Annotated in this window: 22 protein-coding genes; 11 read left to right on the top strand and 11 right to left on the bottom strand. The window is 69.2% G+C overall.

The window, feature by feature from the left end; all coding sequences use genetic code 11:
- The first annotated feature begins 108 nt into the window (after positions 1-108).
- The gene (locus ACWGJ5_RS08735) at positions 109-969 is read left to right on the top strand and encodes a hypothetical protein (RefSeq protein WP_453309028.1); all 861 of its coding nucleotides are present in this window, start codon (positions 109-111) and stop codon (positions 967-969) included.
- A 181-nt stretch (positions 970-1,150) separates the two neighbouring features.
- Here ACWGJ5_RS08735 and thiC read toward each other — a convergent pair whose 3' ends face one another.
- A complete protein-coding gene (thiC, locus tag ACWGJ5_RS08730; protein ID WP_453309027.1) occupies positions 1,151-2,935 on the bottom strand; it encodes a phosphomethylpyrimidine synthase ThiC in 1,785 nt (594 codons plus the stop codon).
- Between the two features lie 242 nt (positions 2,936-3,177).
- Here thiC and ACWGJ5_RS08725 point away from each other — a divergent pair, with 242 nt between their 5' ends.
- Complete coding sequence (locus ACWGJ5_RS08725) at positions 3,178-4,647, top strand: YibE/F family protein (protein WP_453309026.1); 1,470 nt, start codon at positions 3,178-3,180, stop codon at positions 4,645-4,647.
- Positions 4,648-4,775: 128 nt separating this feature from the next.
- Here the strand turns inward: ACWGJ5_RS08725 and ACWGJ5_RS08720 are convergent, their stop codons facing one another.
- The 4 genes from ACWGJ5_RS08720 to ACWGJ5_RS08705 form a co-directional block, all read right to left on the bottom strand.
- Positions 4,776-5,213 carry an SsgA family sporulation/cell division regulator gene (locus ACWGJ5_RS08720; RefSeq protein ID WP_228621692.1) on the bottom strand — a complete coding sequence of 146 codons (438 nt, stop codon included), beginning with the start codon at positions 5,211-5,213 and terminating at the stop codon, positions 4,776-4,778.
- Between the two features lie 101 nt (positions 5,214-5,314).
- Positions 5,315-6,301 carry a helix-turn-helix domain-containing protein gene (locus ACWGJ5_RS08715; protein WP_453309025.1) on the bottom strand — a complete coding sequence of 329 codons (987 nt, stop codon included), beginning with the start codon at positions 6,299-6,301 and terminating at the stop codon, positions 5,315-5,317.
- Between the two features lie 219 nt (positions 6,302-6,520).
- Positions 6,521-6,733, bottom strand: a complete 213-nt coding sequence (locus ACWGJ5_RS08710) for a DUF5326 family protein (RefSeq protein WP_453309024.1) — start codon at positions 6,731-6,733, stop codon at positions 6,521-6,523.
- A 164-nt stretch (positions 6,734-6,897) separates the two neighbouring features.
- Positions 6,898-7,215: a cupin domain-containing protein gene (locus ACWGJ5_RS08705; RefSeq protein ID WP_453309023.1), complete on the bottom strand. Its 318-nt coding sequence runs from the start codon at positions 7,213-7,215 to the stop codon at positions 6,898-6,900.
- 57 nt (positions 7,216-7,272) lie between these two features.
- Here ACWGJ5_RS08705 and ACWGJ5_RS08700 point away from each other — a divergent pair, with 57 nt between their 5' ends.
- From ACWGJ5_RS08700 to ACWGJ5_RS08680, 5 genes are all read left to right on the top strand, one after another.
- Positions 7,273-7,650 carry a phage holin family protein gene (locus tag ACWGJ5_RS08700; protein WP_453309022.1) on the top strand — a complete coding sequence of 126 codons (378 nt, stop codon included), beginning with the start codon at positions 7,273-7,275 and terminating at the stop codon, positions 7,648-7,650.
- A gap of 7 nt (positions 7,651-7,657) precedes the next feature.
- Entirely contained in the window at positions 7,658-8,149 is a 492-nt protein-coding gene (locus ACWGJ5_RS08695; RefSeq protein WP_453309021.1) for a low molecular weight protein-tyrosine-phosphatase, read from the top strand.
- Entirely contained in the window at positions 8,146-9,303 is a 1,158-nt protein-coding gene (locus tag ACWGJ5_RS08690; protein WP_453309020.1) for a cystathionine gamma-lyase, read from the top strand. The genes ACWGJ5_RS08695 and ACWGJ5_RS08690 overlap by 4 nt, the downstream gene beginning before the upstream one ends.
- 214 nt (positions 9,304-9,517) lie before the next feature.
- On the top strand, positions 9,518-10,423 hold the full coding sequence (locus tag ACWGJ5_RS08685) for a LysR family transcriptional regulator (protein WP_453309019.1): 906 nt from the start codon (positions 9,518-9,520) through the stop codon (positions 10,421-10,423).
- Between the two features lie 87 nt (positions 10,424-10,510).
- On the top strand, positions 10,511-10,993 hold the full coding sequence (locus tag ACWGJ5_RS08680) for an NUDIX domain-containing protein (protein WP_453309018.1): 483 nt from the start codon (positions 10,511-10,513) through the stop codon (positions 10,991-10,993).
- A 5-nt stretch (positions 10,994-10,998) separates the two neighbouring features.
- Here ACWGJ5_RS08680 and ACWGJ5_RS08675 read toward each other — a convergent pair whose 3' ends face one another.
- Positions 10,999-12,258, bottom strand: a complete 1,260-nt coding sequence (locus ACWGJ5_RS08675; protein WP_453309017.1) for a globin domain-containing protein — start codon at positions 12,256-12,258, stop codon at positions 10,999-11,001.
- A 321-nt stretch (positions 12,259-12,579) separates the two neighbouring features.
- Positions 12,580-13,212, bottom strand: coding sequence for an HAD family hydrolase (locus tag ACWGJ5_RS08670; RefSeq protein ID WP_453309016.1), 633 nt, complete (start codon positions 13,210-13,212; stop codon positions 12,580-12,582).
- Between the two features lie 151 nt (positions 13,213-13,363).
- On the opposite strand from ACWGJ5_RS08670, the gene ACWGJ5_RS08665 reads away from it, so the two are divergent.
- On the top strand, positions 13,364-14,230 hold the full coding sequence (locus ACWGJ5_RS08665; protein ID WP_453309015.1) for a GNAT family N-acetyltransferase: 867 nt from the start codon (positions 13,364-13,366) through the stop codon (positions 14,228-14,230).
- Positions 14,231-14,302: 72 nt separating this feature from the next.
- Here ACWGJ5_RS08665 and ACWGJ5_RS08660 read toward each other — a convergent pair whose 3' ends face one another.
- Positions 14,303-14,722: a GlcG/HbpS family heme-binding protein gene (locus tag ACWGJ5_RS08660; protein WP_453309014.1), complete on the bottom strand. Its 420-nt coding sequence runs from the start codon at positions 14,720-14,722 to the stop codon at positions 14,303-14,305.
- 99 nt (positions 14,723-14,821) lie between these two features.
- Positions 14,822-16,030 carry an MFS transporter gene (locus tag ACWGJ5_RS08655; protein ID WP_453309013.1) on the bottom strand — a complete coding sequence of 403 codons (1,209 nt, stop codon included), beginning with the start codon at positions 16,028-16,030 and terminating at the stop codon, positions 14,822-14,824.
- A gap of 139 nt (positions 16,031-16,169) precedes the next feature.
- Here ACWGJ5_RS08655 and ACWGJ5_RS08650 point away from each other — a divergent pair, with 139 nt between their 5' ends.
- Together ACWGJ5_RS08650 and ACWGJ5_RS08645 are read left to right on the top strand one after the other, a co-directional pair.
- A complete protein-coding gene (locus ACWGJ5_RS08650; protein WP_453309012.1) occupies positions 16,170-16,628 on the top strand; it encodes a MarR family winged helix-turn-helix transcriptional regulator in 459 nt (152 codons plus the stop codon).
- Between the two features lie 9 nt (positions 16,629-16,637).
- Positions 16,638-17,090, top strand: coding sequence for an N-acetyltransferase family protein (locus ACWGJ5_RS08645; protein WP_453309011.1), 453 nt, complete (start codon positions 16,638-16,640; stop codon positions 17,088-17,090).
- 73 nt (positions 17,091-17,163) lie between these two features.
- Here the strand turns inward: ACWGJ5_RS08645 and ACWGJ5_RS08640 are convergent, their stop codons facing one another.
- A complete protein-coding gene (locus tag ACWGJ5_RS08640) occupies positions 17,164-18,549 on the bottom strand; it encodes a serine hydrolase domain-containing protein (protein WP_453309010.1) in 1,386 nt (461 codons plus the stop codon).
- Between the two features lie 81 nt (positions 18,550-18,630).
- Entirely contained in the window at positions 18,631-20,109 is a 1,479-nt protein-coding gene (dnaB, locus tag ACWGJ5_RS08635) for a replicative DNA helicase (protein ID WP_453309009.1), read from the bottom strand.
- A 481-nt stretch (positions 20,110-20,590) separates the two neighbouring features.
- On the opposite strand from dnaB, the gene ACWGJ5_RS08630 reads away from it, so the two are divergent.
- A complete protein-coding gene (locus ACWGJ5_RS08630) occupies positions 20,591-21,928 on the top strand; it encodes an MATE family efflux transporter (protein WP_453309008.1) in 1,338 nt (445 codons plus the stop codon).
- Positions 21,929-22,002 lie beyond the last annotated feature (74 nt).

Genomic DNA, 22,002 nt, shown 5'->3' with positions numbered 1-22,002 from the left:
CGGGTGCCGTAACGGCTCTACCATCGGCTTATCCGTAGCAGGCTCCCCTCCGTTTCTGCCCGACGGCTCGCCGGCGTGCGAGCCCCAAGCCCTACGGAGCATCGGGGGATGCACATGAACAGCGTTCCGCAGCACCTGCAGAGCGAGGACCGCCAGGAATTCGAGCGGCTCCTCGATGAGGCGCTGCGCTCCGCACCACAGCGGCCGGAACTGGCCGCTGTCGGACAGCGGCTCAATCCCGAACAACTGCGCACCATGGCGCTCAACGCCACCGCACTGATAACGGCCGCCGCCGCGGCCGAATACCAGCACTATGTGAAGGTCCGCCAGGAACTGCGCCAGCCGGTCATGACCCCCTCGGCCTCCGGTGACTCCGCTCCCGCGGACCCCGGTTCGGCCACGACCGGGCTCGTCCCCGCCTTCGGTGAGGCGGCCGAGAGCACCGGCGCAGGCGCCGTCGCGGTCATCGCCGTACTCGCTCCCGTCCTTTCCGGAACCGCCGCGGCGATCTTCCTGCTCGTCGGCTACATCCTGAAGACGCTGAGCCCCGGACAGACCTTCGCCCAGACCATGCTCACGGCCGGGTGGGTGTTCGGCGCGGTGACCGCGGCCACGATCCTCGTCGCCGCCGTCGGACTGCTCCTCACTGCCCTGCGCAACAGCACCTCGCCGCAGGCCCAGGCACTGGACGCGGCACACCGGGAACTGGACAGCGCCAGAGAGGCCTGGCGGGACGCCCTGCTGGAGCGCGGCATCCTGCCGTTCCTCAGGGAGGCGCTCGCCGAGCCCGGACCGGCCCCCGTGCACCGTACGACCTCGCCGGCCCCGCGCGGCCGCATGCCCCGTCTGGGATACGACCGCCCCGGTTTCAGCAGCCCTGACGACGGCACCCAGTCCGGTCGGCCGAGCTTCACCAGCCCTGACTACACGAGCCCGGACTTCGGCGGCCCGGAGCACCAGCCCGAGTAGCCCCGCGGCAGCCCGGACACGGCTCTCGCCCCGGCCGACGCGGGCCCGCCCGGGCCGACCGGTGCGCCGCCGCCCCGGTCGGCCGAGGCGGGCCGTGCCCGGCGGCACCGGGACACCTGTGGGCGCGGCCCTGGGCGGTGCTCATGGTGCACCCTGGGCGAGCACCGCCAGGGGGGAGCCGTCAGTCGGCGATCGGCAGGTACACCCTGTTCCCGCTCGCCGCGAACTCCTGCGACTTCTGGGCCATGCCCTCCTCGATCTCGGCCCGGCTGCCACCGTGTTCGCGGCGGATGTCCTGCGAGATCTTCATGGAGCAGAACTTCGGCCCGCACATGGAGCAGAAGTGAGCGGTCTTGGCCGGCTCGGCCGGCAGGGTCTCGTCGTGGAACTCCCGTGCCGTGTCCGGGTCCAGGGCGAGGTTGAACTGGTCCTCCCACCGGAACTCGAAGCGGGCGTCGGACAGTGCGTCGTCCCATTCCTGGGCGCCCGGGTGCCCCTTGGCGAGGTCGGCCGCATGCGCGGCGATCTTGTAGGTGATGACGCCGGTCTTGACGTCGTCACGGTTGGGCAGGCCCAGGTGCTCCTTGGGTGTGACGTAGCAGAGCATCGCCGTGCCCCACCAGGCAATCATCGCGGCGCCGATGCCGGAGGTGATGTGGTCGTACGCCGGCGCGATGTCCGTGGTCAGCGGGCCGAGCGTATAGAACGGAGCTTCATCACAGATCTCCTGCTGAAGGTCGATGTTCTCCTTGATCTTGTGCATCGGGACGTGTCCCGGGCCCTCGATCATCGTCTGTACGTTGAAACGCCTGGCGATCCGGTTGAGTTCCCCGAGCGTCCTCAACTCCGCGAATTGCGCCTCGTCGTTGGCGTCCGCGATCGAACCCGGCCGGAGCCCGTCGCCCAGCGAGTACGTGACGTCGTAGGCGGCGAGGATCTCGCACAGCTCCTCGAAGTTCTCGTACAGGAACGACTCCTTGTGGTGCGCCAGGCACCACGCAGCCATGATCGAGCCACCGCGCGAGACGATGCCGGTCTTGCGGTTGGCGGTGAGCGGCACGTACGGCAGCCGGACGCCCGCGTGGACGGTCATGTAGTCCACGCCCTGCTCGGCCTGCTCGATGACCGTGTCCTTGTAGATCTCCCAGGTCAGTTCCTCGGCCTTGCCGTCGACCTTCTCCAGGGCCTGGTAGAGCGGCACCGTGCCGATGGGGACGGGGGAGTTGCGCAGCACCCACTCGCGGGTGGTGTGGATGTTGCGGCCGGTGGACAGGTCCATGACCGTGTCGGCTCCCCAACGGGTCGCCCAGGTCATCTTCTCCACCTCTTCTTCGATGGAGGAGGTCACCGCGGAGTTGCCGATGTTGGCGTTGACCTTCACCAGGAACCGCTTGCCGATGATCATCGGCTCGATCTCCGGGTGGTTGACGTTGGCGGGCAGCACCGCCCGGCCTGCCGCGATCTCCTCGCGGACCACCTCCGGAGAAACGTTCTCCCGGATGGCCACGTACTCCATCTCCGGGGTGATCTCGCCCCGGCGGGCGTACGCGAGCTGCGTCACCGCCTCGCCGCTCCGGCCCCGCCGCGGCTGGCGCGGCCGTCCGGGGAAGACCGCGTCCAGGTTGCGCAGTCCACCGCGAGGTGAGGTGTGCTTGATCCCGTCGTCCTCGGGACGGACGGGACGGCCCGCGTACTCCTCGGTGTCACCGCGGGCGATGATCCAGTTCTCCCGCAACGGCGGCAGGCCCCTACGGACATCGGTGTCGACGAGTGGATCGGTGTACGGGCCCGACGTGTCGTACAGCGTGACCGACTGCCCGTTGGTGAGGTGCACCTGACGGACCGGCACGCGCAGGTCGGGGCGCGAACCCTCGACGTACGCCTTGTGCCAGCCGCTGGACTTCCCGGCCTCCTGGGACTTCTCGTCCTGAGCGGAGGCAGGCGTGCGTGCGTCCTTGTTGGTCATGAGACCTACTCCCTACGCCGGCATTACCCGGTAACAGGTTCGGCGGTCGACGCAGCGGTTTCCGTTTGGCGGCATTCCGCGCGGAACGTCGCTTGTTCCACGTGAAACATCGCACGTACGGAGGTCAGCGCCCTCTCAGCCCGGTGCTCCGAGCTCCCGCGTGTGCAAAGGTGCCTCCACGCTAGCGTCATTTGTGGCGCGGTGAACAGTGGGCCTCCTGCCGCTGTTGCAATGATCAGGCGGTGACCCGGATGCAGCAGTACCCGTATCGGCCTCCCGAGCCTCACCAACGACCGAGCTCGGGGCCGGGCGACGACCACGCCTCCGAGCGGGAAGGCGGCCGGTACGACAGCCGCGGTGATGGCCACGGTCAGGCACATGGTCACGGCCATAGACACGGACGTGGGAACGACCACGGACACGGACACAGCCATGGGCCCGCCGCCCCGGTCTCCAAGCACCTGCGCAAGGTCATCGCCGCAATCCTGGTCCCGTTCACCGTGGCAGTTGTCGTCGGCCTGGTGGTGCTCTGGCCCGGGGGAGCCCCGTCCCACAAGCGCAGCGGCGTCGGCTTCGACCGGCAGACGCAGCAGGCCACGGTCACCAGGGTCGTCGAGGTGAGCTGTACGTCGGTGAACGCCTCCGGTGGCGCCCCGACCGGTGACACCTCCACCGCCCAGGGCACGTCTGCAGGGCAGGAGGTGAAGGGAAGCTGCAAGAAGGCGACCGTCCGGGTCGGCACCGGTAAGGACACAGGCCGTACGTTCACCGAGATCGTGCAGCCCGACCAGACCCGGCAACTGCGTCAGGGCGAGCAGGTGGTGGTCGCCTACGAACCTTCGGCGCCGAAGGACCTGCAGTACTCGGTGACCGACGTGAATCGGAAGCTCCCCGTCGGACTGCTGGCAGGGATCTTCGCGCTCGCCGTCGTGGTGGTCGGCAGGCTGCGCGGCGTGATGGCGCTGGTCGCCCTGGCCGTCAGCTTCCTGGTGCTGACCCTGTTCATCCTGCCGGCGATCCTGCAGGGTTCGAACCCGCTGCTCGTGGCCGTGGTCGGATCGAGCGCCATCATGCTGATCGCCCTGTACATGTGCCACGGCCTGTCGGCCCGCACCTCGGTGGCGGTGCTCGGCACCCTTGCCTCGCTGCTGCTGATCGGCATACTCGGCTCGAAGTTCATCGGCTGGGCCGCCCTCACCGGCAACACCGACGACAGCACCGGCCTGATCCACGGCCTGTATCCGAAGATCGACATGAGCGGACTCCTGCTCGCCGGCGTCATCATCGGCTCCCTCGGCGTCCTCGACGACGTCACCGTGACCCAGACATCCGCCGTCTGGGAACTGCACGACGCCAACCCCTCGATGGGCTGGCGTGGACTGTACCGAGCAGGCATCCGCATCGGCCGGGACCACATCGCCTCCGTGGTCAACACCCTCGTCCTGGCCTACGCCGGCGCCGCGCTGCCCCTGCTGCTGCTCTTCTCCATCGCCCAGAGCAGCGTGGGCACGGTCGCCAACAGCGAGTTGGTCGCCGAGGAGATCGTGCGCACCCTGGTCGGCTCGATCGGCCTGGTCGCCTCCGTCCCGGTCACCACCGCGCTCGCCGCCCTGGTGGTCTCGGCCGACCGAACAGGCCCGGGCACCCCGGCACCGGCCGGGGCACAACCCCTCCCGGCACGCGGCGGCCGGGGGCGACGCCGGAAGCGGTAGGACGAGCGAGCGGCAGCGAGCGGCAGCGAGCGAGGTCAGCCTGCCGCATCTCGGCTCCCCGTGCAGAAGCGTTCCTGCACGATTCCACGCGGCACGGCGGAGCATTCGGCGCCCCATGCCGTAACGCTTCAGCCGGCGCTCTGCTCCTCGGCCAGGATGCGGTCCAGGGCCTCTTCCAGATGGGCGTCGAAGTCGGCCAGCGCGCCCTCCTGACCGAGCGGCACGAGTTTGTCCGTCCGGTCCAGGAAAGCCACCAGCGGCGGCGCGGAGGAACGGAACAGGGCCTGGTCGCTGCCGACCTGAAGCCTGATCAGCACCTCGCCCAGCACCTCGCAGTCGGCGGGTGCGATGTGCACATCCCCTTCGCCGCACGGCCGGCCGACGCCGTCGATCAGCAGTTCGCGCCCGAACGCCCAGGTCACCGGTGCGTCACCGGGCAGATGGAAGGTGAGCCGGACGGCATAGGGATCACTGGTCTCGTAGCGCAACTCCACCGGAATGCGGAAGGAGAGCTCCTCCGACACGAGAAAGCTCATCATGACTTCTGCCTGTACGGACTCGCGCATCGTCTACCCCGTCGTATGGACGTCGACTGGCCGGGACTGATCCCTCTAAACCGTGGTCAAATCTTGCTGAACGTACACAGCAGATCACAAGGAGTAAGTTTTCAGATACTGATAGAGAGGGTGAGTGCGCCCAGATGCCGTCCGATCTCCGTCTGCAGCCGACGCGCCGCGGGCAACAGCCGGTCGGCCTGGTGGGCGGGCAGCGACATGGCCATCGTGGCCACCGTGGCGCCGACCGTGATCGGGACCGCCGCGCAGACCGTCCCGAGCGCGTACTCCTGACGCTCCACCACCGGCTCCATGCGCGGCACCCGGGCGAGCCGGCGCAACAGGGCGTCGCTGTCACGCACCGTGTACGGAGTGATGGACTGCACGGGATAGCGCGCGAGATGGTCGCGGCGGGCATCCTCGTCCAGCTGGGAGAGCAGACACTGCCCGATGGCATGCGCGTGACCGGTCTCGCGGAAGTCGGCCCACTCCTCGACCGCCGGCGCCTCGGGGGAGTCGGAGACGCAGATGACCTCGATCTCGCCGTCCCGGTACATCGCGTAGTACACCGGCACTCCGATGGAATCGCGCCAGTGCGCGAGCGTGTCCGCCACCGCGCTGCGACGTTTCTGCTGTGCTCCGCTGCTGCCCAGCCGTTCGGCCGCTTCGCCGAGGAAGAACAGCCCCTTCTCGCGCCGCAGATAGCCCTCGTGCACCAGGGTGCGCAGCAGGTGGTAGGTCGTCGGGAGGGCCAGTCCGGTCTCGCGGGCGAGTTGTTTGGCGGGGGCGCCGTACACATGTGTGGCGACGGCCTCCAGCAGGCGCATGGCGCGCTGGACGGATCCGATGAGCGTCGCGGCGGCCGGCGAGCCGGGGGCGTCGGCGGGGTGCGTCGCGGCATGGTCCGTCGGATGTGGCGGCCCGGAGGCGTCCGTGCGGTGGGGTACTCCGGGGACGTCGATCGGGTGCGGTGAAGAGGCGGTGGGCTGCGGTTGTCCGGGGACCACGACGGAGGGCGGCCGCTGGGAGGGGGGCGCGCAGGAGCGCGGTGGGGTGGAGGGTGCGTGCGGTTCTGCCGGTGCGGTGTCAACCGTGGCCAAGGGTCACTCCCGGAGCGCGAGGGGCAGCCCGTGCAGGGGAAGAGCACGGAGGGGATCTGCGCCGCCCGCGGGGCCGCACCCCGCGGGAGTCCGGACTCTAATCGTCCGCCGCCGCACGCAGACGGCCCCACGGGGAAACTTCCCTCGCCCGAGGGAAACCGGTGATCGCCTTGCCGGGAACCGGTGATGCCGTCACGGGTCACCAGTCCCCCGGGTCCGTCACCAGTCGCTGTGTGACGAGGAGTTCGACAAGAACTTGCGCACGATGTAGATGAGCCCGCCGACCAGGGCGACGAAGACCAGCGCCTTGAAGAGCAGGCCGATCACGATGCTGAGCACCGTCACTATCAGGCCGCCGAACACGGCCAGGGCGATGACCGGCACCGCGACCCACTTCACCCACCACGGCAGTCCCGCGAAGATCTCTCGCATCGCCCTCGTCCTTTGCATTCTCGTACGTCTGAGTGCTCGTACGCCTTTTCACGTACGGCCTGGATGTTCTGCACTCGATGCTAGGGCCGGCGAGGGGTCCCGCGGGGGCCTCGCACCCCTTGTCCTCCCCTGACCGGTCCCCTAGGGAATCCTGGGGCCCCGACTCACGCCTCGGGCGGAGAGAAGACGACCAGAACCCTCAGGTCCTCGCTGATGTGGTGGAACTTGTGGGCGACCCCGGCCGGCACGTACACCACGCTGCCCCGCGCCACCTCGGTGGTCTCCAGTCCCACCGTGATCGACGCCCGGCCGCTGACGACGAAGTACACCTCGTCCTGGTTGTGCGGCTTCTGGGGGTCGTGCTCGCCCGCGTTGAGGGCGTACAGGCCGACGGACATGTTCCGCTCCCGCAGGAACTGAAGGTACGCCCCCTCGTTGGCGGCGCGCTCCGCCTCCAGTTCGTCCAGCCGGAATACCTTCATCGCCGCACTCGCCCTCGCCTCTGCTCTGTTCCGATCCGGTCTGCCACGATCAGACACATGAAGAATTTCGTAGTCAAGACGATCGCCAACGCGGGCGCCCTGGCGGTCGCGGTGTGGCTGTTGGACAAGATCACTCTGACGGGTGACAGCACGGCCAAGAAGGCCGGCACGCTGATCGTCGTCGCGTTGATCTTCGGCCTGGTGAACTGGCTGGTCAAGCCGATCGTGAAGGTCCTCACCTTCCCCCTGTTCATCCTGACCCTGGGCCTGATCACCCTGGTCGTGAACGCGCTGATGCTGCTGCTGACCTCCTGGGTGTGCGGCAAGCTCGACCTGAGCTTCCATGTGCAGGGCTTCTGGACGGCCGTCATCGGCGGTCTGATCATCTCCATCGTCTCCTGGGCGCTGCACGTCGTCCTGCCCGACGAGGACTGAGCGCACCATGACCTACCGCGTCTGCTTCGTGTGCACCGGCAACATCTGCCGCTCCCCGATGGCCGCATCCGTCTTCCACGCGCGCGTGGCGGAGGCCGGCCTGGATGACCGTGTGGAGGTCGACAGCGCCGGCACCGGCGGCTGGCACGAGGGCGAGCCCGCCGACCCGCGGACCGTCGCGGTCCTGGAGGAGCACGCCTACGACAGCGATCACGTCGCGCGCCAGTTCCAGTCGTCGTGGTTCTCCCGCCTCGACCTGGTGATCGCCCTCGACGCCGGTCATGTCAAGGCCCTGCGCCGCCTCGCACCCTCCGAGGACGACGCGCGCAAGGTCCGCCTGCTGCGCTCGTACGATCCCGCCGCCGGTGACGACCTCGACGTGCCGGACCCGTACTACAGACACCGGGACGGCTTCGAGGAGTGCCTCGAGATGGTCGAGGCGGCGAGCGTCGGTCTGCTCGCCGCCGTACGCGAGCAGCTGGAAGGGCGGGCCGCATGAGCGACATCCCCAAGGACCAGGGCCGTACCGGAGACGGCACGCGCGCGGTACGCGCCGGACTGCCCGAACCGGTCAAGCACGAGCCGACCCTGCCCGGACCGGTGTTCGCGGCGCACTTCCATCTGCCCGGCGAGGTGACGGGCCCGTACTCGTACGGCCGTGACGACAACCCGACCTGGACGCTGCTGGAGCGGGCCATCGGCGAGCTCGAGGCACCCGGGCGGGACGACGTCGAGACGCTGGTCTTCGCCTCCGGCATGGCGGCGATCTCCTCGGTGCTGTTCTCCCAGCTGCGCGCCGGGGACACCGTCGTGCTGCCCTCCGACGGCTATCAGGTGCTGCCGCTGGTCCGCGCCCAGCTGGAGGCGTACGGCGTCGAGGTGCGTACCGCCCCCACCGGCGGCGACGCCCAGCTGGAGGTTCTCGACGGCGCCCGGCTGCTGTGGATCGAGTCCCCGTCGAACCCGGGACTCGACGTGTGCGACATCCGGCGGCTGGTGCAGGCGGCCCACGCGCGGGGCGCCCTGGTGGCCGTCGACAACACCCTCGCCACCCCGCTCGGGCAGCGTCCGCTGGAGCTGGGCGCCGACTTCTCCGTGGCCAGCGGCACCAAGCAGCTCACCGGCCACGGTGACGTGCTGCTGGGCTATGTCGCCGGCCGTAACACCGAGGCGATGGCCGCCGTACGGCGCTGGCGCAAGATCGTCGGGGCGATCTCCGGGCCCATGGAGGCCTGGCTCGCGCACCGGTCCATCGCCACGCTCCAGCTGCGCGTCGACCGGCAGAACGCCACCGCCCTCGCGGTCGCCGAGGCGCTGAGACAGCGGCCGGAGGTGTCCGGCCTGCGATACCCCGGACTGCCCGACGACCCCTCGCACAAGACCGCCGCGCAGCAGATGCGCCGCTACGGCTGCGTGGTCTCCTTCACGCTGCCCACACGCGCGCGTGCCGAACGCTTCCTCGAAGCCCTGCGCCTGGTGGAGGACGCCACGAGCTTCGGCGGGGTGCGTTCCACGGCCGAGCGGCGGCGCCGCTGGGGCGGGGACGCGGTCGCGGAAGGCTTCATCCGTATGTCCGTCGGCGCCGAGGACCCCGAGGATCTGATCGCCGACGTGCTGCGGGCCCTGGACGAGTCCGCCAAGTCCACCGAGTGAGCCGTGGCCGTCCGGCCGACGGCGCACGACGGTCCGAGCCTCCCCCCTCGTGGCTCGGACCGTCTTCGGTTCCTGCGCGCGAAGAACCGCGCGAACAAGGCTAGTTGACTCTCTGTCAGTGTCCAATCACGCTAGCGACAGAGACCTATCGACTTATTTATAGTTGGGGTCTGCCTGGGGGCCGGAGGAGGGCAGAGACAGGGGAGGACACGCCATGGACCTGGCCTTGCTGCGCACTTTCGTCACGGTGCACCGGGCTGGTTCCTTCACCCGCGCCGCCGCCCTGCTCGGCCTCTCCCAGCCCGCCGTCACCTCGCAGATCCGCACACTGGAACGACAGCTCGGCAGGCCTCTCTTCCTCCGTCAGGCGCGCGGGGTGACCCCGACGACCATCGGCGACGAGCTCGCGCACAAGGCCGCTCCCCATCTCGACGCCCTGGTCGAGATAGCCGAGAGCGGCCTGGACGACGAGTCCTCGCTCAGAACCCTCCACCTCGCCGGCCCGCCCGAGTTCACCGCCGAACGCGCCCTGCCCGCCCTGACGGAGCTCACCGGTGACGACGGCCAGGGATTCGCGCTCCGCGCCTCCTTCGGCACAGCGGAGGAAACGCTGGAGGGACTGGCCGCCGGACATCATGATCTGGCCATCAGCACGGCACGTCCGCGCGGGGCTCTGCTCACCGCGACTCCGCTCTGCGACGAAGAACACGTGCTGGTCGCCGCCCCTCGCTGGCTGGAGCAGATCGGTGCGGAGGCGCTGCGACTGAAAGGGGCGCCCGCACTGGAGAATCTTCCCGTCGTCGAGGTCCACGAGTCGCTGCCCTTCGTCTCGCGCTACTGGGGCTCAGTCTTCGACTCACGCCCAGCCGCCTCGGGCACGGTCATCGTTCCGGATCTACGCGCGGTGCTCGCCTGCGCGATCGCGGGTGCCGGACTCGCGGTGCTGCCCCGCTATCTGTGTACCTCGGCCCTCGACGACGGCACGATCTCGATGCTGCACGATCCGGCCATACCGCCCCTGCGCACCTACTTCCTGGTGGTGCGCACCGGCACCCTCGCCATGCCTCACATCGCGCGCGCCCATGAGTGGCTTCAGCGGGCGGCCACGGCTTGGTACTGAGACCTCCAGCGCAGCTTCCACGGAAGGCGATCACGAGGTGACTCCTTGCGATGTTTCACGTGGAACCAGCCGGGCCACATTTCTCCCATGACCGTCCGACCCGTGGTCAAGCGCACCGCCCGTGCCATTCTCCTCGACGGTGACGACCTGATCCTGATCAAGCGCACCAAGCCCGGTGTCGATCCCTACTGGGTCACTCCCGGTGGTGGGGTCGAGGCCGAGGACCCGACCGTTGTGGATGCCCTGCACCGGGAGGTGTCCGAGGAACTCGGCGCCAAGATCACAGATGTGGTGCCGTGCTTCGTCGACACCGTCGAGCACATCGGCGAGGACGGCGGCGCAACCGGCGTTAAGGTGCAGCATTTCTTCGTCTGCCGACTGGAATCCATGGACCCGACCCGGCGGCACGGCCCCGAAGTGGACGAGCCGGCCGGTGAGTACGAGATCGTCCGCGTCCCCTTCACCCGGGTCGGCATCGCCTCCGTCCACCTGGTCCCGCTGTCGCTGCGCCACTATCTGGACGGCAACATCGAAGGTGTGCGCGCCATGCACGCTCCCGACCTCGGTTAGCGCGCTCAGTTCCCGACGACGAGAAGTTCCTCCACCGAGTCATGCCGTATGCGGCCCGACGGGACCCCGATGTCCCGGAGCGTGTCGATACCGCTGCGGATCATTCCGGGCGGGCCCGAGAGATAGGCGTCGTACTCGTTCCAGGGGCCGTACTCGCGCAGGGCATCAGGGAGCTGGATGTGGGCCAGCTGGTCGATGACCGCCCGGACGGACAGCCAGGGGTGACTCTGCTGGAGCCGGAGCATGGTGTCGATGTCGTAGAGGTCGTGGTCGGTGCGGGCGCCGTAGAACACCTCGACAGGCCGACGCGCCCCACGCTCGGCGACGTCCTCGACCAGGGCCTTGATGGGCGCTATGCCGGTGCCGCCGCCCAGACAGAGCAGTCCGCTGTCGGTCGTATGGTCGACGGTCATGGAACCGGTCGGCGGCCCGAGGCGTAGGACGTCCCCGGGCCGCGCACGGTGCACCAGCGCATTGGAGACCCAGCCGGCCGGTACGGCCTTCACATGGAACGTCAGCAGACCGTCCGAGCGGGGCGCAGACGCGAACGAGTAGTGCCGCCACACCCGTGGCCACCAGGGCGTCTCCACGCTCGCGTACTGGCCTGCGAGGAAGTGATAGGGCTGGTCGGGGCGGACGGTGAGGACCGCGACATCGGGGGTTCTGAGGTCGTGGGTGACGATCTCGGCCTGCCACCAGGCCGGAGTCCGCAGTTCGTCCGCCGCCGCGGCGTCAATCATGACCTGGGAGATCGTCGTGTACGCCCGCACCCAGGCCGCCTCGGCCTCAGGGCTCCAGACCGTGGCGGCGTACCTGCTCAACGCGCCGATCAGGCATTCCCCGACGGCCGGATAGTGCTCGGCGCGCGTCCCGTACTTGCGGTGTCCACGGCCCAGGCCCTGCAGGTAGTCGACGAGGACCGAGGTGTTGTCCAGGTGCTCGGCCGCGGTGAGCAGCGCCTTCAGCAGGCGCTCCCGCTGGCTGTCCATCGCGGCCGGGAACAGTGCCCGCAGCTCGGGATGGCGGACGAAGAGCAGCGCGTAGAAGTAGGAGGTGACCTTGTCGGCGATCGGGCCTATCTCGGCCATCGTGCGGCGTATGAGGATGGCGTCCGCAGACCCCTCCTCGACGGCCGGCGCCGGCCGCTGAGCAGGCACGAGCTCTGGGCTGTCCGGCGGCGGAGCCGACGGTGCCGAGCGCGGAGTGAACCAGCCGGACCCGCCCGACATGCCGTTCTCCCCCGACGTGGTGGTCGGAGTGTCCATGGTGTGCCTCGCCTCGAACGTTTTGCGGTCGGTCTGCGCACCCCCTCCTCGAAGGAGGTGCATGCTTTCCCCCGGCGGGCGGCCTGCCGTAGCACCCCGCAGCGTTGCATCCCGATCGGATGCCGCGGTCGCATACCCGGAAACGCGGGTCTCGCGCTTTCCGTCCCGTTAGGCTGCTTGCCCTGCTCTCGGCCCGCACGGGACCGTGGACCCCATCCCGGACGTGAACCGGGGTCGACCCTACCGGCGATCGCCGCGCACACAAGTCCCCCCTTCCTTCCTCACGAATCCAGCAAGGGTGCGAACCATGCAGTCCGACAACTACAGGGCAGGACGAACCAATTCATAGGCGTCCCACAGATCCCGCCCCGTGTAGGAGTGCGTAGCGAGTCCTGCCAGGTGGGCGTCCCCATTGACCGCCACGGAAACCGGTACGACAGCAAACAGGTCCTTGTCCGACATCGAGTCGCCGTACGCCACACAGTCCGCCCGTGCCACGCCGAACTCCTCGCAGAGCCGGTCGGCAACGGTCACCTTGGCCGCGGCACTGAGCACCCCGGACGGATCCACGGGCTCGGTGAACGGAACGGCCGGGAAGCGGGATCCATGCGCCGCGTGAGCGCCCCAGTCAAGAAGGCGTTCCACGAAGAAGGACGGCGAGAGCGACACCACCGCGCAGTATCCGCCCGTGTCTGTGATCTCCGCCCAGACCTCACGGATGCGGGCCAGCCAGGGAGCCGCCTCGAACGCGGCGCTCACATGCTCCTGGGTCAGACCGGACCACAGGTCGTACACCTGCGCCGCATACTCCGGCGGACCGATCCGCCCCTCCGCGATCGCCCGGTCCAGCGCCACGGCCTCCTCTTCCAGGCCCAACTGGCGAGAAATCTCCACCGGAGCCGTAGTGCCGTGCAGCAATGTGCCGTCAAGATCGAAGAGATGAAGTCTCGCCATGGCCCCCGAGGCCAACCGGCCGCCGATGTTTCACGTGAAACACGCCCAGCTGTCCGCCGGCCGTGCACAGGACCACGACATGACCAAAAGCACGTGTGTCTGCAGGGAAACGGGTGGACGTCGAGGGTGCCCGTCGGACAGCCTGACCTGCGTGTCGACTCCTTCCCTCGCCGCTCTGCCCATCCGCCGTCTGACGCTTCGTGATCTCACCGACTGCGCCGACTTGTCCGAGGACCGGGGGTGGCCACGTGAGGAACACAAGTGGGGGTTCCTCCTCACCGCCGGAAAGGGCTTCGGTATCGACGACCCTCAGGGTGGTCTCGTCGCCGCATGCGTCGTCACGGAGTACGGCCCGTGGGGGCGTCCGGATCTCGGTGCCATCGGCATGGTCCTGGTGGCCGCACGCCAAGCCCGCCAGGGCGTGGGGCGCCGCCTGATGCGCCATGTCGTGTCGACCATGGGGACCACACCGCTCACCCTGCACGCCACGCCCAACGGCCGCCCCCTGTACGAGGAGCTGGGCTTCAAGGTGACGGGCCGGGCGGAGATGCTGAGGGGCCGCTTCACTCCCGGCGGACCGGAATCCCGCGTGTTCACCCGCGCCGCCACCGCGGAGGATCTGCCCGCGATCCTGCGTCTCGACGAGGAGGTGTTCGGCGCCGACCGCACTCCCCTGATCACCCGCCTGCCGGCCTTCGCCGACCAGCTGCGGGTGGCCGAGGAGGACGGCCGGATCATCGGCTACACGGCCGCGTGGCCCAACATGGACACCCATGTCGTCGGTCCCCTGGTAGCCCGGGACACGGAGACCGCCAAGGCCCTGATCACCTCGCTGGCGGCCCACACAGACCGTCCTCTGCGCACCGACATCGATGTGCGCCATGAGGAACTGCTGACATGGGCGAAGGCGCGGGGGCTGGCCTCCGTGGCCTTCAACGCCGTCATGACGTATGGCATCACGGATCTCCCGGGGGCCTGGGCCCGCCGGTTCGCACCGCTGACCGTGGCCGCGGGCTGAGCCCTCGTACGACGAATGCCGGTCCCGCCGCGTCATGCGGCGGGACCGGCGTTGTCCCTGTGGGGTCGCGGCTCAGGCGAGCGCCCGTACGGCCGCGGTGGCGAAGCCGTGGTCCTGCTCCGGTGCACCGCCGCCGACGCCGATCGCGCCGATCAGTCGTCCGTCCCGGTGGATCGGCACTCCGCCCGCGATGAACAGCAGGGGCCGGTCGAGGGCCGTGGGCAGCGTGTGGAAGAGGCCGCCCGGCTGCACGGCCTCGACCAGGTCGGCGGTGGGGGTGTTCAGCTGGAGTGCCGTGTAGGCCTTGCGGGTGCTGGTCTCGCCGGAGATCAGCACGGCCCGGTCGTCCCGGCGGAAGGCGAGCAGGTGGCCGCCCGCGTCCAGGACAGTGACACTGACGGTGACCCCGGCGTCCTCGGCCGCGCTGCGGGCGGTGGCGACGAGAAGTTCGGCGTCCTCGATGGACAGCGGGGCGACGGCGATGGTGCTCACGGAGGTTCTCTCCTCAGGGGGTGCTTGCAGTGCCGGGGAGGAGGGCCCCGGCACGGAGGTCTTTGGGATGCGGGGTGTGGGCTCTGTGATGCGAGGGACTCAGTGGTGGACCGGCGTCTGCCGATCGGCGGGCGTCGCGGAGGCGACCACGGTGCCGCGAGCGCCGTCGCGGCGCTCCAGCGCCGCCGACAGGGCGGCCAGGGCCAGGGCGGCCGCGGCGAGGGCGGCGCCGACCCAGTTGGGGGCCGTGTAGCCGAAGCCGGCCGCGATCACGATGCCGCCGAGCCAGGCGGACAACGCGTTGCCCAGGTTGAAGGCGCCGATGTTCACGGCTGACGCCAGCGTCGGGGCCCCGTGCGCCTGGTCGAGCACGCGCTTCTGCAGCGGCGGTACGGTCGCGAAGCCCAGAGCACCGATCAGGGCGATGGTCACGGCCGCCGCGATCTTGTTGTGCGCGGTGAGCGTGAAGACCGCCAGGACGAGGGCGAGGGCGCCCAGCGACACGTACAGCATCGGCATGAGGGCGCGGTCGGCGAACTTGCCGCCGATGAGGTTGCCGCCGACCATGCCGAGGCCGAACAGGACCAGCAGCCAGGTCACCGAGCCGTCGGCGAAGCCCGCGACGTGGGTCATCATCGGCGCGATGTACGTGATGGCCGCGAAGACGCCGCCGAAGCCGAGGACGGTCATCGCCATGGCGAGCAGGACCTGGGCGTTCTTGAAGGCGGCCAGCTCGTGCCGCAGGTGCACACCCTCGGGCCTCGGCATCTCAGGTACCAGCTTGGCGATGCCGGCAAGGCCGACGACCCCCAGCACGGCGACGATGGCGAAGGTGACGCGCCAGCCGACATGCTGGCCGACAAGTGTGCCCAACGGGACGCCGATGACGTTGGCGACAGTCAGGCCGGTGAACATCATGGCGATGGCGCTGGCCTTCTTGTGGGGCGCCACCAGCTCGGCCGCCACGACGGAGCCGATGCCGAAGAAGGCGCCGTGCGCGAGCGAGGCGACCACGCGTCCTATCAGCATGATCGCGAAGGTGGGGGCGACCGCGGCGAGCAGGTTTCCGGCGATGAAGAGGCCCATCAGCAGCATCAGCATGCGCTTGCGCGAGACCTTGGTGCCGAGCACGGTCATCAGTGGGGCGCCGATGACCACACCGAGCGCGTAGCCCGTCACGAGCAGGCCCGCCGTGGGGATGGAGACCCCGAAGTCGCCCGCGACTTCGGGCAGCAAGCCCATGATCACGAATTCGGTCGTTCCGATTCCGAAGGCCCCGATGGCAAGGGCCAGGAGCGCGAGAGGCATGGGGGTACCTTCCCAAACGATTGCAGGTGCGCTTTGCGTGCGCCAACAATAGTTGTAGACGCGGGCTACATGCAACCGCGCACTATTGCGGACTTGCTCTACTCTGGATGCAGCCGCTCCGGGACGGAGGAGAACGCCAATGACAGCGACGGACCCCGCGCTCACCGCCCTCGCACAGGGCTGGTGCGCCCTCTCCGCCCTGCACGGAAGGATCGAGGCGCACATCGAACGCGCCCTGCAGGCGAAGCACGACCTGAGCGTGCGTGAGTACTCACTGCTCGATGTACTGAGCCGCCAGCACGACGGCGAGGGCGGCCATCTGCAGATGAAGCAGGTCGCCGACGCGGTCGTGCTCAGCCAGAGCGCCACCACACGCCTGGTGACCCGACTGGAGAACCGCGGCCTGCTGGAGCGCTACCTGTGCCCCACCGACCGGCGCGGCATCTACACCAACGTCACCGAGGCGGGCCTGCGACTGCTGGAGGAGGCGCGCCCCACCAACGACACCGCCCTTCGCGAGGCCCTGGACGAAGCCTCCAGGAACCCCGAACTGGCCCCGCTGGTACGGGCCGTGGAGTCCTTGAACGTGCCTGCATAGGGTGCGTGCATGGGAGATCTTGAAATACGACGTGCGACCGCCGACGACCTTCCGGCGATCGTCGCGATGCTCGCCGACGATCCACTCGGTGCCCAGCGCGAGTCCCCCGACGACATGACCCCGTACCGGGTCGCGCTGGCACGCCTGGAGGCGGACCCGAACCAGCACCTCGTCGTCGCCGTCCGCGGAGACCGCGTGATCGGGACGCTCCAGCTCACGCTCATTCCAGGGCTCTCCCACAAGGGCACGACCCGCGCACTCATCGAGGCCGTCCGCATCCACGCGGATGAACGAGGCAGCGGCCTCGGCAGCCTGCTGATCGAGTGGGCGATCGACACCGCTCGCCGACTCGGGTGCCGGATGGTGCAGCTGACGTCCGACAAGGCACGCACCGACGCCCACCGTTTCTACGAACGGCTCGGTTTCAGCGCCACGCACGAGGGCTTCAAACTGCCGCTCTGACAGCGCCGCCGGACCAGGAACGCCACAGGGGAGTGTGTTTCACGTGAAACACCCCCCCCTGTGCCGAGGATGGCTAGCCGATGCCCCGCCACCCCTCCGGATCCACGCCGCCGGGGACCGGCGCCTCAGGGTCGTACGGCTGCCGGGTGAACACGAACGAGCCGAGGTCGAGATGGCTCAGTGACCCGTCCGTGCGCCGTACGGGGTGCAGCAGTTCTCCGGCGAAATAGCCCTCCAGTCCCGTCCAGGTGCCGTCACCGTTGGAGCAGAAGCGGGAGCGCCGGCCGCTGCCGGTCAGCGGACCGAGCGCGAGCAGGCCGTCAGCGGTCACCCTGAGACCGAAGGCGTTGGTCCCCCAGTACCACTGCCCCGCAAGCTCCAGGACGACCGGGTCCACCTCGCGCAGCGGCCGCCACGGCTCCGGGATCCGCGGTTCCGCCTCGGCGACGATGCGCACCAGGTCGGCGCCCGCCGCTCCGAGCAGCGGTCCGCTGGTGCAGTTGGCGAGCACCACCGCGGCCACGTCGTCCTCCACGCTGAGGGTGAGGTTCGCCAGGAAGCCCGGCAGTGAACCGGAGTGGCCGACCAGGAGCCGGCCGTCACGGCGTTGGATCTGCAGACCGAGTCCGTACGTGGCCCCGTCCAGCACGTCCGCCGCCTCGGCGGGCGCCGCAGGTGTGCGCATCTCCCGCACCGACGCCGCGCTCAGCACCCGCTCGTCACCCGCGGCCAGAAACGCGGCGAACCGCGCCAGGTCCCCCGTGGTCGACCACAGTTGGCCGGCCGGTGCCATCCTGCCCAGATCCTCCAGCGGCTCCGGCAGCATCGCGTCCGCCCACGGATGCACGGCCCATCCGCCGGCATGCGGAGCCTGCGGCTGCGCGCTCGTGCGGTGCAGTCCGAGCGGCTCGAGGATCTCGCTGCGCAGCACCTCCTCCCAGGGAGCGCCTCGCAGTTCCGCCACCAGCGCGCCGAGCACGGTGTAGCCGGGGTTGGAGTAGTGGTGCCGTCGGCCGACGGGGTGCAGAAGGGGCTGCTCGCCGAGCACATCGCTCAGCTCCGGGCGCAGGGCGCCCGGGGTCCGCTCCCACCAGAGCCCGGGCGACTCGGCCGCCAACCCCGCGGTGTGCGCGAGCAGTTCGGCGATCGTCGCCTCGCCCGCGCCGGTACCGGGCAGGTGCTTCTCCAGCGGGTCACCGAGGTCGAGCAGGCCCTCGTCGCGCAGCCGCATCACCAGGACGGCGGTGAAGGTCTTGGTGATGGACCCGATCCTGTACTGCACGTTCTCGTCCGGCCCGTGCCCGTCCACCGAGGTCCGCGCCCCGTGCCACACGGCCCGTCCGCCCCGCACCACGGCCGCGACCAGCGACGGCGCCCGCCCTTCGGCCTGGGCGACGACGATCCGGTGCAGCAGGGCGCGGCGCGTTCCGGGAAGCAGCTCTTCCTGAGATGACGTCATGCGCCAAGTTCATCTGCTCGGGCGGCGGACGTCGAGTTCATTTGCCCGAGCGGAAGCCGTCCCCCCGGGCCGGCTTCCGGATCAGGTCTGGGCCATGTCCACGAAGCGGGAGTAGTGCCCCTGGAAGGCAACCGTGATGGTGGCCGTGGGGCCGTTACGGTGCTTGGCCACGATCAGGTCGGCCTCGCCCGCGCGCGGGGACTCCTTCTCGTAGGCGTCCTCGCGGTGCAGGAGGATGACCATGTCGGCGTCCTGCTCGATGGAGCCCGACTCACGCAGGTCGGAGACCATCGGCTTCTTGTCCGTGCGCTGCTCGGGGCCACGGTTGAGCTGGGAGAGCGCGATGACCGGGACCTCCAGCTCCTTGGCGAGCAGCTTGAGGTTACGGGACATGTCCGAGACCTCCTGCTGACGGCTCTCGGCACGCTTGGAGCCGCCGGACTGCATCAGCTGGAGGTAGTCGATGACGACCAGCTTCAGGTCGTTGCGCTGCTTCAGGCGCCGGCACTTGGCACGGATCTCCATCATCGACAGGTTGGGGGAGTCGTCGATGTAGAGCGGCGCGGCCGAGACGTCCGGCATACGACGGGCGAGCCTGGTCCAGTCCTCGTCGGTCATCGTGCCGGACCGCATGTGGTGCAGGGCGACCCGGGCCTCGGCGGACAGCAGACGCATCGCGATCTCGTTGCGGCCCATCTCGAGGGAGAAGATGACGCTCGGCAGGTTGTGCTTGATCGAGGCGGCCCTCGCGAAGTCCAGCGCGAGCGTGGACTTACCCATGGCGGGTCGGGCGGCGATGACGATCATCTGGCCGGGGTGCAGACCGTTGGTCAGCGAGTCGAAGTCGGTGAAGCCGGTCGGCACACCGGTCATCTCACCGCTGCGTGAGCCGATCGCCTCGATCTCGTCGAGAGCGCCTTCCATGATGTCGCCGAGCGGCAGATAGTCCTCACTGGTGCGCTGCTCGGTGACGGCATAGATCTCGGCCTGGGCGCTGTTGACGATCTCGTCCACATCGCCGTCGGCCGCGTATCCCATCTGCGTGATGCGCGTGCCCGCTTCGACCAGGCGGCGCAGCACCGCCCGCTCATGGACGATCTCCGCGTAGTACTCGGCGTTGGCCGCCGTCGGCACGGTCTGGACGAGGCTGTGCAGATACGCGGCCCCGCCGACCTTGTTGATCTCGCCGCGCTTGGTGAGTTCGGCGGCGATGGTGATCGGGTCGGCCGGCTCGCCCTTCGCGTAGACGTCCAGGATCGCCTGGTAGATCGTCTCGTGCGCGGGCTTGTAGAAGTCGTGGCCCTTGAGGATCTCGACGACGTCGGCGATGGCGTCCTTGGACAGCAGCATGCCGCCCAGCACCGACTGTTCGGCGTCCAGGTCCTGCGGTGGCACCCGCTCGAAGGAGGAACCTCCGCCGTCCCAGGAGGCGTTCTCCTGGCCCCGGTCGTGTCGTTCGTCACGACCCCGGCCGTCGTCACCGCGTCTGCGGGAGGCCGGCAGACGATCACTGGGTCCGGCATCGGCCCACGGATCGTCCAAGGGCTCGGAAATGCTCACCGAGCCACCTCCTCCCGTCCGCACGGCGGACCTCGCCGTGTCCTCTTTTGTACGGCACGACACTGACAAATGAGAGGCCCAACTCCGGTTCCGACGCGTCGGATTTGCGACGATTCCCGGGCCGAGGAAAGGACGCTTTCCAGGCCGAGGGAAGGAGCGGGCGCCGGACAACGGTAGGCCCGTCGGCACCGTCAGCCAATCTGGTTATCCACAGGCCATGTGGACGACGGCCCGGATGCTGTGGAGAACTCGCCGAAACCTGTGCACGACCCGGTGGACAGCCCTGTGAACAAGCCCTCCCATCCGCGCACAAGATCGCTCTGACCTGCATCATTGCCATCCACCGGCTGTGCAGAAGAAAAACTTCTCCAGTCGGGCCGAGATCGCTTCGAACGGTGCGCGAAAGGACACATCGAGAGAGCGGGAGTAAGGACCACTCATGCATTGCATCACTTACCTGTGGACGATTAGATTAGTGCACATGACACAGGCTCCCGCGATACCCGAGGCCACCCGACAGCGTCACGACAGAGAGATCGTCGCGCTGGCCGTCCCGGCCTTCGGCGCACTCGTCGCCGAGCCTCTCTTCGTCATGGCGGACAGTGCCATCGTCGGCCATCTCGGGACCGCCCAACTCGCCGGCCTCGGTGTCGCCTCGGCCCTGCTCACCACTGCGGTGAGCGTCTTCGTCTTTCTCGCCTACGCCACCACCGCCGCCGTGGCCCGGCGCGTCGGCGCCGGCGATCTGCAGTCCGCGATCCGCCAGGGCATGGACGGTATCTGGCTGGCACTGCTGCTCGGCATCGCCGTGATCGCCGTCGTCCTTCCGCTGGCCCCCGGCGTCGTGCACCTCTTCGGCGCCTCCACGACCGCGGCCCCCTACGCCACGACGTATCTGCGCATCTCCTCGCTGGGCATCCCGGCCATGCTGGTCGTCCTCGCCGCGACGGGCGTGCTGCGCGGACTGCAGAACACCAGAACCCCGCTCTATGTCGCCGTCGCGGGCTTCGTCGTCAACGGCGCGCTGAATGCGGGACTCGTCTACGGCGCCGGGCTCGGCATCGCCGGATCGGCCTGGGGCACGGTCATAGCCCAGTGCGGCATGGCGGCCGTCTATCTGACCGTGGTCGTACGCGGAGCCCGTCGGCACAGGGCCTCCCTGCGCCCGGACGCCGCCGGAATCCGTGCCTCGGCCCAGGCAGGCGTTCCGCTCCTGGTCCGCACGCTGTCACTGCGGTCGATCCTGATGATCGCGACGGCGGTCGCGGCGCATATGGGCGACGCGGATATCGCCGCCCACCAGATCATCCTGTCCCTGTGGAACCTGCTTGCCTTCGCTCTCGACGCGATAGCGATCGCGGGACAGGCCATCATCGGGCGCTATCTCGGTGCGAACGACGCGCGAGGAGCGCGTGAGGCCTGCCGTCGCATGGTCCAGTGGGGCATCGCGACCGGTGTGGTCCTCGGTCTGCTCGTGGTGGCCGCCCGTCCGCTGTTCCTGCCGTTGTTCTCCAGTGACTCCGTGGTCAAGGACGCGGCGGTGCCCGCACTGCTGATGGTGGCGCTCTCGCAACCCATCTGCGGGATCGTCTTCGTGCTGGACGGAATCCTGATGGGCGCCGGCGACGGGCCGTACCTGGCCGGGGCCATGGTCATCACGCTCGCGGTGTTCGCTCCGGTCGCCCTGCTCATCCCCGCCCTCGGCGGAGGGCTCACCGCGCTGTGGGCCGCGATGACGCTGATGATGACCATGCGCATGCTGACCCTGTGGCTGCGCATGCGCTCGGGTCGCTGGATCGTCACCGGCGCCATCCGCTGACCGGATCGCCAGGGACACACCGTCCCGGTTTCACGTGAAACATGCCGCGTCGGCGCGCAGAGAATTCCGGCACC

It is taken from the genome of Streptomyces sp. NPDC054783 (assembly GCF_053611725.1).
This window is presented reverse-complemented; position numbering and strand designations above follow the sequence as displayed.